Raw genomic sequence first — 11,913 nt, forward strand, 5'->3', positions numbered from 1 at the left:
CAAAACCCAGGGGCGCGGGGAACTGCGCGAGACACCACCCGGTGCGGATGGCCCTGCGCGTTCGGGGACTTCCCACACAGGGTGGCTTGTCGCGCAGTTCCCCGCGCCCCTGAGGTAAGTGCAACGTCCCCCTGCGAAAAAGTGGCCCCTACGCAGCCAGGACGTCCGCGTCCAGCAACCGGCGCCATTCCTGGACGCGGCCCGCGTCCAGCGGGCTGTCCCAGCCCGCGACGCGGACCATCGTGCCGACGTGGAACCCGTCGATGCCGAGCGCGCGCAGGCGCGCGACGTGCTCGGTGCGGAGGCCGCCGCCGACGAGGATCCTCGGCGCGTAGCCGGGCTCACCCGCGCGGGTGACCTCCGCGCCGAGGACGTCCATGCCGGAGGACACGCCCTCGGCGGAACCCGCCGTGAGGACCGTGTCCAGGCCGGGCAGGCCGTCGATCGCGGCGCGGACCTCGTCGCGGGAGACGGCGTTGTCCAACGCGCGGTGAAAGGTCCAGCGGCAGCCGGGGATCGCGTCGAGGACGGTCCGCACCGCGGCGAGGTCGACCGCGCCCTCCGCGGTCAGGAAGCCGAGGACGAACTCCTCCGCGCCCTCCGCGCGCAGCGCCTGCGCCTTACCGCAGAGCGCGTCGAGGTCGCGGACGCGGAAACCCGCGCCGTCGCGGAGCATCACGCGAAGCGGGACGTGGACCGCCGCCCGGATGCGGGCGAACTCCGCGAGGTCGGGCGTCAGCCCGTCGGCCGCCATGTCCGAGGCCAGCTCCAGCCGGTCCGCGCCGCCCGCGGCCGCCGCGACGGCGTCCTCCGCGGTGGTGGCGATGACCTCGAAGATCGCCCGATCACTCATGTGCAGCCTCTCTGCTCCGCTCTCAACGCCCGACCGTCGCGAACGGCCGTGCGACCACCAGTGTGACCGCGCTGCGGCCACGGCCGAGCATGCCAACAGGTCTAGTCCAATACACCCTAGATCCTCGCGGGCACCCGACGCATCCCTCATACGGCCGCACCCCAGCCGGACCCCAGCGGAGCGGGGGCTGTCGGGACCACAATGGCTGTATGCCAGAGCCGTCGTACCCCGACCCCCACCCCGCCGCCCGGCGCTCCGGTCCGCAGCCAGGGCCACGGGGCCAGGCCGCACAACCGGGCAGGCAGCCCGGCACGCCACCCGGCACACCGCCTCGCCCAACGCCGGGCCCGCAGCAGGGCGGCGCACACCCGGACCAGGCACTCGCCGAGGCGCTGCTGGCCCGCTGGACCGCGCTCTTCGCCGCCCCGGAGGCGGAGCCGTACGGCGAGCAGTTGCTGCGCCGCTGGTCGGAACCGCAGCGCAAGTACCACACGGTGCGGCACCTGGCCGCGACGCTCTCCGTGGTCGACCGGCTCGCCGGGCACGCCGACGACGCCGACCTGGTCCGCGTGGCCGCCTGGTTCCACGACGCGATCTACGCTCCGGACCGCACCGAGAACGAGGAGCGCAGCGCGCGCCTCGCCGAGCGCGTCCTGCCCGAACTGGGCGTCGCCGACGAGGCCGTCGCCGAGGTCGCCCGCCTGGTACGGCTGACCGCCGAGCACGACCCGGCCCCCGGCGACCACAACGGCGAGGTCCTCTGCGACGCCGACCTCGCGGTGCTGGGCTCCCCGCCGCACATCTACGCGGGCTACACGGCCGCAGTGCGGGCGGAGTACGCCTTCGTGCCCGACGAGGACTTCCGCAAGGGCCGCGCTGAGGTGCTGGAACGGCTGCTGGCACTGCCCTCGCTCTACCGGACCCAGCCCGCCCGCTCCGCCTACGCCGAGCGCGCTGCCATGAACATGCGTACCGAGCTTGCACGTCTGCGCGATAGGGTGCCGCCCGTCACTTGAGTCGATCCGGGTGGGGCACATGGACATAGAGGCCGACTTCGCCTTCGCACGCGGCGAGCTGCGCAGCCGCTGGCTGCGGACCCGGGCCTGGATCAACGCCCTGTGGCTGCTCCTCGGCCTGGCCGGGCTGGTCATCGCGCTCGCCTCGCACCCGGCGTCCGTGTCCCACCTGGCGCTTCTCGCCATCTCGGTCATGCTGCTCTCGGTGCACGGCCAGATCGTCGGCCACAAGCTGCGCTCGCTGACGACCAGCAACGAGATGTCGCTGCGCTTCACCGACGCCGGGCTGAGCTGGCGCAACCAGTTCGTCTCGCACCAGATCCGCTGGCCGGCGGTGCGCCGGGTCCGGCGCACGGGCGGCTGGCTGGTCTTCGAGGGCACCCGCAGCGTCGGCGACGTCGCCTTCCCGGCGCGCGCGCTGAGCGAGGTCCAGATCGAGGAGCTGATCCAGTGGCTGACGGCCCAGAAGCTGATGCGCTGACCCCCCTGACCCCCTGACCCCCTGACGCGCGGTCTCAGGGTCGCGGCGCGCGGCGCTTCGGTCGGCGCAGGCCCGCGTGGGCGAGGCGGGCGACGATCTCCCGGCTGCGCACCGGCTCGGCGCCGAGGCCGAGGGCGGCCTCGTAGAGCCGCTCCGGCACGTCGTAGTGGTCCCCGTCGAAACCGCGCTCCGGCACGCCGAGCAGGCGGGCGAAGGCGTGCAGCTCGTCGAAGGACCGGTCCGAGACCAGGTGCGACCAGAACCGCCCATGGCCCGGCCAGGTCGGGGGGTCGATCAGGATCACGGAGTCAGCTCCCCGACGGCCGCGACCACCACGCCCTGCTCACCGCAGACCCAGTGCGGGTCGGGACCGAGCTCGGGCTCGACGGAGAGCGCGTGCGGATCCCCCTCGGCCGAGCACACCTGGCAGAGGGGCCAACGCCCCCACCCCTCCAACAGCCCGTCCTGCACGTCCTGGGCGACCAGGCCCAGTACGTAGTCCACCCCGTCCGGCCACTGCTCCACCCACCACCGCCGCTGCGCGATCGCGTCCTCCAACACCGACACGACGGCGGCGTCGGCGACGTCCCGCGCGCTCAGATCCCGCAGCAGGGCGCCGCGGGCGGCGTGCAGGGAAGCTTCCAGGGCGTTCTCCATCACTCCAGTGTCTCCTTTTCTCCCAACGGGACGTTGCACTCCCCAGGGGTGCGGGGAAGTGCAACGTCCCGGTCCGCAAAATACGTCCCGTCGGCAAAAGCCGGAAGGCGACCCACCCCGGTGAGGGGTGAGCCGCCTTCCGTGGGGCTCAGAACATCCGATCCGTCAGGATCAGAAGTCCATGTCACCGCCCGGCATGCCGCCGCCGGCCGGGGCCGCGGACTTCTCCGGCTTGTCGGCGATGACGGCCTCGGTGGTGAGGAAGAGCGCGGCGATGGACGCCGCGTTCTGCAGCGCGGAGCGCGTCACCTTGGCGGGGTCGATGATGCCCGCGGCGATCAGGTCGACGTACTCGTTGGACGCGGCGTTCAGGCCGTGACCGGCGGGGAGGTTGCGCACCTTCTCCACCACGACGCCGCCCTCGAGACCGGCGTTGGTCGCGATCTGCTTGATCGGGGCCTCGAGCGCGACGCGCACGATGTTGGCACCGGTCGCCTCGTCGCCGTCCAGCTCGAGCTTGTCGAACGCGACACCGGCCTGGAGCAGGGCCACGCCACCACCGGCGACGATGCCCTCCTCGACCGCGGCCTTGGCGTTGCGGACGGCGTCCTCGATGCGGTGCTTGCGCTCCTTGAGCTCGACCTCGGTGGCCGCGCCCGCCTTGATGACGGCGACGCCACCGGCCAGCTTGGCCAGGCGCTCCTGCAGCTTCTCGCGGTCGTAGTCCGAGTCGCTGTTCTCGATCTCGGCGCGGATCTGGGCCACGCGGCCCGCGACCTGGTCGCTCTCGCCGGCGCCGTCCACGATGGTCGTCTCGTCCTTGGTGACGACGACCTTGCGGGCGCGGCCGAGCAGCTCGAGACCGGCGGACTCCAGCTTGAGGCCGACCTCCTCGGAGATGACCTGGCCACCGGTGAGGATGGCGATGTCGCCGAGCATGGCCTTGCGACGGTCACCGAAGCCCGGGGCCTTGACGGCGACGGACTTGAAGGTGCCGCGGATCTTGTTGACGACCAGCGTGGAGAGCGCCTCGCCCTCGACGTCCTCGGCGATGATCAGCAGCGGCTTGCCGGACTGCATGACCTTCTCGAGCAGCGGGAGCAGGTCCTTGATCGAGCCGATCTTGGAGTTGGCGATGAGGATGTAGGGGTCCTCGAAGACCGTCTCCATGCGCTCCAGGTCGGTGGCGAAGTACGCCGAGATGAAGCCCTTGTCGAAGCGCATACCCTCGGTGAGCTCCAGCTCCAGACCGAAGGTCTGGGACTCCTCGACGGTGATGACGCCTTCCTTGCCGACCTTGTCCATGGCCTCGGCGATGAGCTCGCCGATCTGGGTGTCGGCGGCGGAGATGGAGGCCGTGGAGGCGATCTGCTCCTTGGTCTCCACGTCCTTCGCCTGCTCCAGCAGCTGGGCGGAGACGGCCTCGACGGCCTTCTCGATGCCGCGCTTCAGAGCCATCGGGTTGGCGCCGGCGGCGACGTTGCGCAGACCCTCGCGGACGAGCGCCTGGGCCAGCACGGTGGCGGTGGTGGTGCCGTCACCCGCGACGTCGTCGGTCTTCTTGGCGACCTCCTTGACGAGCTCGGCGCCGATCTTCTCGTACGGGTCCTCGAGCTCGATCTCCTTGGCGATGGAGACACCGTCGTTGGTGATCGTGGGAGCGCCCCACTTCTTCTCCAGAACGACGTTGCGGCCCTTGGGGCCAAGCGTGACCTTGACGGCGTCGGCGAGCTGGTTCATACCGCGCTCGAGGCCGCGACGGGCCTCCTCGTCGAACGCAATGATCTTGGCCATGGAAGCGGTCCTCCTGGACAGACTGGCTGCTTCGGACCGCGCCTGCGCCCGCGACGGACGGCTCCGGCCTTCGGCGGTTCCGTCCCGCCTCGCCCGGGGCCTCACCGACCCGGCCCGTTGTCACTCTCTACCTCAGAGTGCTAACGCCAATGATTAGCACTCGACCCCTGGGAGTGCAAGCGCCCCGAAGGGGCACGAACAAGGGTGGCGGCGGGCGACGGGAGGGGCAAGCAGGTGGGGGAAGCTCGGAGCACATCGAAGGGCCCCTGTCCCAGGACGGGACAGGGGCCCTTCGGAAGACCTGCGTGGATGCATCGTTTCGCTTGGAACGAGCTCTGCGGGTCCTGATCAGTCAGCGATCGCTACTCATGTCAGCAGGTGGTGGTCAGACGATAGCCTTGACCATGTCGGCCTGCGGGCCCTTCTGGCCCTGCGAGATCTCGAACTCCACCCGCTGGCCCTCTTCGAGCGACCGGTACCCGTCCATCTGGATCGCGCTGTAGTGGACGAACACGTCCGCACCACCGTCGACCGCGATGAAGCCGTATCCCTTCTCCGCGTTGAACCACTTGACGGTGCCCTGAGCCATTCCGAACTCCCCTATTACTGGCCCTTTCACGGTCCGCACACCGCGAACCGGGCCGGTCCGGGACGCTGCGGGCTGCAGGCGCCGGGCTCGACCGACGCTGAATGTATCCACTCCGATGCCCTGAGCAACAGAGCATTCGACGGAGAATTCTCGGGGCTAGTTAAGAGACATAACGCGCAATGTTCGGCAAAGGGGAGCAATTCGGGCCGGACATATCGGACGCTCCCGACATAACGTCGGACGATAAAGAATCGGTCAACCGTCTCGTAGGACGGGACAAGCGCGGGACAGGAGCACTCTACTCCTCTTAAACCGCTGGAAATGACAGAGCCGGAGCCACCCCGGCTCGGGGTGCTCCGACTCGTCGGTACCTCTCGGGGTTTCCCTCAGCAGCCGCCGGCGACCGCCGGGATGATCGAGACGCCCGCGCCGTCCGGCGTGGCGGTCTCCAGGCCCTCGGCGAAGCGCACGTCGTCCTCGTTGACGTAGACGTTGACGAAACGGCGCAGCTTGCCGCTGTCGTCCAGGAGGCGGGCGGAGATGCCCGTGTGGTTGGCCTCCAGGTCCTTGATCACCTCGGCCAGGGTGGTGCCCTCGACCGTCACCTCGGCCTTGCCGTCGGTGTAGGTGCGCAGGATGGTGGGGATGCGGACGGTGACGCTCATGCGAGGCCTGCCTCTCGGAACGAGTCAAGGGTGGGGCGGATGACGGCGGTCGGGCGCGCGGCGTCCGCCACGGCCTCCAGGGTCTTCAGGCCGTCGCCGGTGTTCAGCACGACGGTCTCGGCGGCGGGGTCCAGCAGGCCGTTCTCGATCAGCTTGCGCAGCACGCCGACGGTGACGCCACCCGCCGTCTCGGCGAAGATGCCCTCGGTGCGGGCCAGCAGCCGGATCGCGTCGACGACCTGCTCGTCGGTCACGTCCTCGACCGCCCCGCCGGTGCGGCGGACGATGTCGAGCACGTAGATGCCGTCGGCCGGATTGCCGATCGCCAGGGACTTGGCGATGGTGTCCGGCTTCTGCGGGCGGACCACGTCGTGTCCGGCCTTGAAGGCGGTGGAGACCGGGGAGCAGCCCTGGGCCTGGGCGCCGAAGATCTTGTAGGGCTTGTCCTCGACCAGGCCGAGGGCGATCAGCTCCTTGAGACCCTTGTCGATCTTCGTCAGCTGCGAGCCGGACGCGATCGGGATGACCAGCTGGTCCGGAAGCCGCCAGCCGAGCTGCTCGCAGATCTCGTAGGCCAGCGTCTTGGAACCCTCGCCGTAGTAGGGGCGCAGGTTGACGTTGACGAAGCCCCAGCCCTCGCCGATCGGGTCGCCGATCAGCTCGGAGCAGAAGCGGTTCACGTCGTCGTAGTTGCCGTCGATGCCGACGACGTCGCCGCCGTAGATCGCGGCCATGACGACCTTGCCGGCCTCCAGGTCGTGCGGGATGAAGACGCAGGCGCGCAGACCGGTGCGGGCGGCGGCGGCCGTCACGGCGCCGGCCAGGTTGCCGGTGGAGGAGCAGGAGAGCGTGGTGAAGCCGAAGGTGCGGGCCGCCTCGACGGCGATGGCCACGACCCGGTCCTTGAAGGAGTGGGTCGGGTTGCCGGAGTCGTCCTTGACGTAGAGCGAGCCGGTGACGCCCAGCTCACGGGCCAGGTTGTTCGCCTTGACCAGCTTGGTCAGGCCGGGGTTCAGGCTCGGGCGCTCCGCGACGTCCGGGGAGACCGGCAGCAGCGGGGCGTAGCGCCAGATGTTGTTCGGGCCGTTCTCGATCTGCTTGCGCAGGCCCTCCGGGTCCCCGGCGGGGAGCTCGTAGGCGACTTCCAGCGGGCCGAAACACTCGGCGCAGGCGAAGTCGGGGGCGAGGGGGCTGCGGGCTCCGCACTCGCGACAGGAAAGGGCGACGGCGGGGCCGAAGGCGTCGGCGGGGATACTGCTGGAAAGGGCCATGATGGCGAGATCCTCTTCTCTCCTCATCTTCCCCGGGGCGCGTCTCGCCACGGGCCGGAATTGGCACCTTCCCGACCGGGGGCCGCAGCGCGTGTGGGCTGCGGGCAACCTGGTAGGGGGGTTGCCGGGACTTCAACGGGCCGTTCCCTCAGTCCCTCTGGATGAGCGCTATGGCGTCGCGCGTCCGAGCGCGGCGCATTTGTCCGGAGGCGGACCCCAATGTGCGGTCGGCACGCCTCGTCCTCAAGACTGTAACCGAAGGCCCACCGAGCGCTCACTGCCGTCCGAGACGCGAGACGGCGGAGGCGTCGCCCGGCCCCGGCCGCCCTGGCCCGGGGACTGGGGCACTCTGGACGGGCAGACGGGCCGGATGCGCCGGGCGTCCGCCCGTCGGACGGGCCTCCCACCGGACGGGCCGCCGAGGAGTTCAGGAGAGGGAGTCAGGTGCTGGACCAGGTCGAGGAATGGCTGCGCCGCCGTTCGTGGAGCGCGGCCGACCGGCCCCTGCCCGACCTGCTGGCCGCCAAGCGGCACAGCGGGGCGACGGTCAGCGTGGTGCTGCCCGCGCTCGACGAGGAGGAGACCGTCGGCGAGATCGTCACCGCGATCCGCCGGGACCTGGTCGAGGCCGTACCGCTGGTCGACGAGCTGGTCGTGGTGGACTCCGGATCGGTCGACCGCACCGCGCACGAGGCCGCCGCCGCTGGGGCGCGGGTGATCCACCGCGACGACATCCTGCCCCGGCTGCCCGCAGGGCCGGGCAAGGGCGAGGTGCTCTGGCGGTCACTGCTGGTCACCGAGGGCGACATCGTCTGCTTCGTCGACTCCGACCTGCGCGCCTTCGACTCCACCTTCGTCTCCGGGATCGTCGGCCCGCTGCTGACCGATCCGGATGTCGCACTGGTCAAGGCGATGTACGACCGGCCCTTCGACACCGAGACCGGCTCCATACCCGCGGGCGGCGGCCGGGTCACCGAGCTCGTCGCCCGTCCGCTGCTCAACCTGCACTGGCCGCTGCTGGCCGGCTTCGTCCAGCCGCTCGGCGGCGAGTACGCGGCCCGCCGCTCGCTGCTTGAGCAGCTCCCCTTCCCGACCGGCTACGGCGTCGAACTGGGCCTGCTGGTCGACGCGTTGGAGCTGGTCGGCCTGGACGCGCTGGCCCAGGTCGACGTGGGCGTGCGGCACCACCGGCACCAGGACGCGCAGGCCCTCGGCCGGATGGCGGCGACCATCTACCGCACGGCGCTGGACCGGCTCAAGGCGCCGGAGGAGCTGGTCGCGACAGCTGAACCGTCGGGCACGCCGCAGCTGGTCCAGTTCACCCGGACGCCGGACGGGTTCACGCCGAGCAGCACCGAGGTGACGCTGGTGGAAAGGCCCCCGGTCGCGAGCGTGCCGGAGTACCGCGAGCGCGCCGCGGCGGGGCTCCCGCCGGGCCGGTCGAAGGTTTGCCCGCATCCCTCCTAGGCAAGGGTCACTGACATGGCTCCAACGACTGCCCCCGGTTCCGCAGGCTCCGCTCCACGGCGGACCGCACCGATCGTCCTCGCGTCCAACCGCGGCCCGGTCTCGTTCTCGGTCGGGGACGAAGGGACGCTGACCCCGCGCAGAGGCGGCGGCGGGCTGGTCTCCGGCCTGTCCGCGATCGGCACCGAGCAGGAGAGCGTCTGGGTCTGCGCGGCACTGTCCGACGGCGACCGTGCGGCAGCCCGGCAGGGCCTGACCGACCCGGACGTGCACATGCTGGACATAGACCCCGGCACCTTCACCCGGGCGTACAACGGCATCGCCAACTCGACCCTCTGGTTCGTCCACCACCTCCTCTACGACACGCCGACCAAGCCCGTCTTCGGCGCGAACTTCCGCCGCGAGTGGGCCTCCTACGAGGCGTACAACCGCGCCTTCGCGGACGCGCTGGCGGCCTGCGCCGAGCCCGGTGCGGCGGTACTGGTCCAGGACTACCACCTGTCACTGACACCACGGCTGCTGCGCGAGCTCCGACCCGACGTGCGGATCGGCCACTTCTCGCACACGCCCTGGGCCCCGCCGGACTACTACCGACTGCTACCGGACGACGTGGCCGCCGACGTGCTGCGCGGCATCCTCGGCGCGGACCGGGCAGGGTTTCTGACGGAGCGTTGGGCGCGGTCCTTCGCGGCCTGCTGCGAGGCGGTGCTGGGCGCCGAGGTCGGCGAGGTCGCCCCCGACGCGGACGGCCTGCTGAGCATCACCTACGAGGGCCGGACCACCGTGGTCGGCGTGCACCCGCTGGGCGCGGACGCGGGCTTCCTCCGCGAGCGCGCCCACCGCTCCGACGTGGACGCCCGGTTGGCCGCGCTGCGCGAGCAGGTCGGCGACCGGCGGACCGTGGTGCGGGTGGACCGCACCGAGCTGAGCAAGAACATCGTCCGCGGCCTGCTCGCCTACCAGCACCTGCTGCGCACCCGCCCCGAGTGGCTCGACCGGGTCGTCCACATCGCCTTCGCCTACCCCTCCCGCCACGACCTGCCGGAGTACCGCGAGTACACGGCGGCGGTGCTGCGGACCGCGCAGGAGATCAACGACGAGTTCGGGACGCCGAGTTGGCAACCGGTGATCCTGCACGTCAACGACGACTTCCCGCGCTCGCTGGCCGCCTACCGGCTGGCGGACGTGGCGCTGGTCAACCCGATCAGGGACGGCATGAACCTGGTCGCCAAGGAGGTCCCGGTCGTCTCGGACCGGGGCGTGGCGCTGGTGCTCTCGCGCGAGGCGGGGGCCTTCGCCGAGCTGGGCGAGGACTCGCTCACGGTCAACCCGTACGACGTCATCGCCACGGCGGACGCGCTCGCGGCGGCGCTGGTGATGCCGGAGGAGGAACGCGCCTCCCGCAGCAAGCGCCTGGCCGAGGCCGGCACGGCGCTTCCTCCCACGGAATGGTTTCTGCAGCAGCTCCGCGCCCTGACCGCGGGCCGCTGACCCCGTTATGGTCGTAGCCATGGGCATTCCCGAGCCGAGCACCCCCGCCGGAGCAGCCGGGCTCGCCGCGCTGCTCGCCGAACCACGTCGCGCCGTCGTCGCCCTCGACTTCGACGGCACGCTGGCGCCGATCGTGGCCGACCCCGACCAGGCGCGCGCGCACCCGGACGCCGTCCCCGCGCTGGCGCGCCTCGCGCCGCTGGTCGACACGGTCGTGGTGGTCACCGGCAGACCGGCGGGCGTCGCCGTCCGGCACGGCGGCTTCGCCGGGGTTCCCGGGCTGGAGAACCTGACCGTGCTCGGCCACTACGGCGCGGAGCGCTGGGACGCGCGCAGCGGCGAGGTGCACGCGCCCGCCGTGCACCCGGGCATCGCGGCCGTCCGCGCCGAGCTTCCGGGCTTCCTGGACTCCGAAGGCGCCTGGCAGGGCGTCTGGATCGAGGACAAGGGCCGCGCCGTCGCCGTCCACACCCGTCGCGCCGACGACCCGGAGGCGGCCTTCGCCGCGCTCGACGCACCGCTGCACGAACTGGCCGCCCGGAACGGGCTGGTGGTCGAGCCGGGCCGGATGGTGCTGGAGCTGCGTCCGCCCGGCGTCGACAAGGGCGTCGCACTGACCGGCTTCCTCACCGAGCGCCGGGCCGGATCCGTCCTGTACGCGGGCGACGACCTGGGCGACATCGCGGCCTTCGACGCCGTCGAGAAGCTCCGGGCCTCCGGCCTGCCGGGCGTCCTCGCCTACAGTGCGCCGACGACGGACGAACCGCCGTTGGCGGCGATCGCGGGGAGGGCCGACCTGGTCGTGCCGGGCCCGGCGGGCGTGGTCGCCCTGCTGGCCGCCCTGGCGGACAGGCTCGGCGGTACGGCTAGCGGCGCTGCCGCTTCTGCTCCCTGATCCGGCGCAGCCGGTTGACCAGCACCGGGTCGAAGGCCAGCGCGGCCTCGCGGTCCAGCAGGGAGTTGAGCAGCTGGGCGTAGCGGGTGGGCGAGTACCCGAGCTCCTCGCGGATCGCAGCGTCCCTGGCCCCACGGCTCCGCCAGGCGCGCGCCTCGAAGCGCAGCAGCGCCCGGTCGTGCTCGTCCAGCTCGTCGCCCATCGCCCGCTGCCCTCCCCCTCGCGTCCGAGGTCCTGCCGCCCCTCACGTCGGGACGACCATACGACTTGTCATTCTGCCGCCTCCCTCTGACGCAGGTTGCTCCTCCCCCGGGCCACCCGCGCGGGCTACGGTCGGCGGCATGACCAGTTTCGCCGTGCACATCCCCGACGCCGAGCTCGAACCGGACCCGCTCGACCCCAGCCAGATCGTCTCCGGCACCCCTGAGGTGTCCGGCAAGGTGCTGTGGGAGTCCGCGGACGGCAAGCAGATCCGCGGCATCTGGCAGATCACCCCGGGCGTCGTCACCGACACCGAGGCCGACGAACTCTTCGTCGTCGTCTCCGGCCGCGCCACCATCGCGGTCGCCGACGGCCCGACCTTCGACGTCGGCCCGGGCGACGCCTGCGTCCTGCGTGAGGGTGACGAGACCACCTGGACCGTGCACGAGACGCTGCGCAAGGCGTACCACATCACCCTTCCGTAGCCGACGAAACGTCAGAGGGGCGGCCGCGCACGATGCGCGACCGCCCCT

At 71.5% G+C, this 11,913-nt stretch carries 14 protein-coding genes and 1 riboswitch; of the genes, 6 read left to right on the forward strand and 8 right to left on the reverse strand.

Annotated features, from left to right (window positions below; translation table 11 throughout):
• Positions 1-148: 148 nt before the first annotated feature.
• Complete coding sequence (locus I2501_RS33790) at positions 149-853, reverse strand: copper homeostasis protein CutC (protein ID WP_196197358.1); 705 nt, start codon at positions 851-853, stop codon at positions 149-151.
• A gap of 209 nt (positions 854-1,062) precedes the next feature.
• Here I2501_RS33790 and I2501_RS33795 point away from each other — a divergent pair, with 209 nt between their 5' ends.
• A complete protein-coding gene (locus I2501_RS33795; protein WP_328806734.1) occupies positions 1,063-1,869 on the forward strand; it encodes an HD domain-containing protein in 807 nt (268 codons plus the stop codon).
• A 19-nt stretch (positions 1,870-1,888) separates the two neighbouring features.
• Positions 1,889-2,350, forward strand: coding sequence for a YcxB family protein (locus I2501_RS33800; protein ID WP_196197359.1), 462 nt, complete (start codon positions 1,889-1,891; stop codon positions 2,348-2,350).
• A 34-nt stretch (positions 2,351-2,384) separates the two neighbouring features.
• Here the strand turns inward: I2501_RS33800 and I2501_RS33805 are convergent, their stop codons facing one another.
• From I2501_RS33805 to thrC, 6 genes are all read right to left on the reverse strand, one after another.
• On the reverse strand, positions 2,385-2,654 hold the full coding sequence (locus tag I2501_RS33805; RefSeq protein ID WP_196197360.1) for a DUF4031 domain-containing protein: 270 nt from the start codon (positions 2,652-2,654) through the stop codon (positions 2,385-2,387).
• Positions 2,651-3,007, reverse strand: a complete 357-nt coding sequence (locus I2501_RS33810) for a hypothetical protein (RefSeq protein ID WP_196197361.1) — start codon at positions 3,005-3,007, stop codon at positions 2,651-2,653. Before I2501_RS33810 ends, I2501_RS33805 begins: the two co-directional genes overlap by 4 nt.
• A 171-nt stretch (positions 3,008-3,178) precedes the next feature.
• Positions 3,179-4,801, reverse strand: coding sequence for a chaperonin GroEL (gene groL / locus I2501_RS33815; RefSeq protein ID WP_196197362.1), 1,623 nt, complete (start codon positions 4,799-4,801; stop codon positions 3,179-3,181).
• Positions 4,802-5,186: 385 nt separating this feature from the next.
• Positions 5,187-5,390, reverse strand: a complete 204-nt coding sequence (locus tag I2501_RS33820; protein WP_196197363.1) for a cold-shock protein — start codon at positions 5,388-5,390, stop codon at positions 5,187-5,189.
• A gap of 386 nt (positions 5,391-5,776) precedes the next feature.
• A complete protein-coding gene (locus I2501_RS33825) occupies positions 5,777-6,055 on the reverse strand; it encodes a MoaD/ThiS family protein (protein WP_196197364.1) in 279 nt (92 codons plus the stop codon).
• Positions 6,052-7,326: a threonine synthase gene (gene thrC, locus I2501_RS33830; RefSeq protein ID WP_236047499.1), complete on the reverse strand. Its 1,275-nt coding sequence runs from the start codon at positions 7,324-7,326 to the stop codon at positions 6,052-6,054. Before thrC ends, I2501_RS33825 begins: the two co-directional genes overlap by 4 nt.
• A gap of 20 nt (positions 7,327-7,346) precedes the next feature.
• Positions 7,347-7,494, reverse strand: a riboswitch (SAM riboswitch).
• Positions 7,495-7,770: 276 nt separating this feature from the next.
• On the opposite strand from thrC, the gene I2501_RS33835 reads away from it, so the two are divergent.
• Genes I2501_RS33835 through otsB form a run of 3 tightly spaced genes read left to right on the forward strand, consistent with a single transcriptional unit; the run spans position 7,771 to position 11,179 of the window.
• Positions 7,771-8,793 carry a glucosyl-3-phosphoglycerate synthase gene (locus I2501_RS33835; protein WP_196197366.1) on the forward strand — a complete coding sequence of 341 codons (1,023 nt, stop codon included), beginning with the start codon at positions 7,771-7,773 and terminating at the stop codon, positions 8,791-8,793.
• A gap of 15 nt (positions 8,794-8,808) precedes the next feature.
• Entirely contained in the window at positions 8,809-10,284 is a 1,476-nt protein-coding gene (locus tag I2501_RS33840; protein WP_196197367.1) for an alpha,alpha-trehalose-phosphate synthase (UDP-forming), read from the forward strand.
• Positions 10,285-10,303: 19 nt separating this feature from the next.
• Positions 10,304-11,179, forward strand: coding sequence for a trehalose-phosphatase (gene otsB / locus I2501_RS33845; protein WP_196197368.1), 876 nt, complete (start codon positions 10,304-10,306; stop codon positions 11,177-11,179).
• Here the strand turns inward: otsB and I2501_RS33850 are convergent.
• Entirely contained in the window at positions 11,151-11,381 is a 231-nt protein-coding gene (locus tag I2501_RS33850; protein WP_196197369.1) for a DUF3263 domain-containing protein, read from the reverse strand. The genes otsB and I2501_RS33850 overlap by 29 nt on opposite strands.
• Positions 11,382-11,520: 139 nt before the next feature.
• Between I2501_RS33850 and I2501_RS33855 the strand changes: the two genes are divergently transcribed.
• Positions 11,521-11,865, forward strand: coding sequence for a cupin domain-containing protein (locus tag I2501_RS33855; RefSeq protein ID WP_196197370.1), 345 nt, complete (start codon positions 11,521-11,523; stop codon positions 11,863-11,865).
• Positions 11,866-11,913 lie beyond the last annotated feature (48 nt).

Source organism: Streptacidiphilus fuscans (assembly GCF_015690355.1).
Taxonomy (GTDB): domain Bacteria; phylum Actinomycetota; class Actinomycetes; order Streptomycetales; family Streptomycetaceae; genus Streptacidiphilus; species Streptacidiphilus fuscans.

Bases quoted from the DNA above. Each gene is read 5' to 3' on its own strand.
- I2501_RS33825 (WP_196197364.1), bottom strand. From the start codon at position 6,055: ATGAGCGTCACCGTCCGCATCCCCACCATCCTGCGCACCTACACCGAC.
- I2501_RS33820 (WP_196197363.1), bottom strand. From the start codon at position 5,390: ATGGCTCAGGGCACCGTCAAGTGGTTCAACGCGGAGAAGGGATACGGC.
- I2501_RS33795 (WP_328806734.1), top strand. From the start codon at position 1,063: ATGCCAGAGCCGTCGTACCCCGACCCCCACCCCGCCGCCCGGCGCTCC.
- I2501_RS33840 (WP_196197367.1), top strand. From the start codon at position 8,809: ATGGCTCCAACGACTGCCCCCGGTTCCGCAGGCTCCGCTCCACGGCGG.
- thrC (WP_236047499.1), bottom strand. From the start codon at position 7,326: ATGGCCCTTTCCAGCAGTATCCCCGCCGACGCCTTCGGCCCCGCCGTC.
- I2501_RS33800 (WP_196197359.1), top strand. From the start codon at position 1,889: ATGGACATAGAGGCCGACTTCGCCTTCGCACGCGGCGAGCTGCGCAGC.
- I2501_RS33850 (WP_196197369.1), bottom strand. From the start codon at position 11,381: ATGGGCGACGAGCTGGACGAGCACGACCGGGCGCTGCTGCGCTTCGAG.
- I2501_RS33790 (WP_196197358.1), bottom strand. From the start codon at position 853: ATGAGTGATCGGGCGATCTTCGAGGTCATCGCCACCACCGCGGAGGAC.
- groL (WP_196197362.1), bottom strand. From the start codon at position 4,801: ATGGCCAAGATCATTGCGTTCGACGAGGAGGCCCGTCGCGGCCTCGAG.
- otsB (WP_196197368.1), top strand. From the start codon at position 10,304: ATGGGCATTCCCGAGCCGAGCACCCCCGCCGGAGCAGCCGGGCTCGCC.
- I2501_RS33855 (WP_196197370.1), top strand. From the start codon at position 11,521: ATGACCAGTTTCGCCGTGCACATCCCCGACGCCGAGCTCGAACCGGAC.
- I2501_RS33810 (WP_196197361.1), bottom strand. From the start codon at position 3,007: ATGGAGAACGCCCTGGAAGCTTCCCTGCACGCCGCCCGCGGCGCCCTG.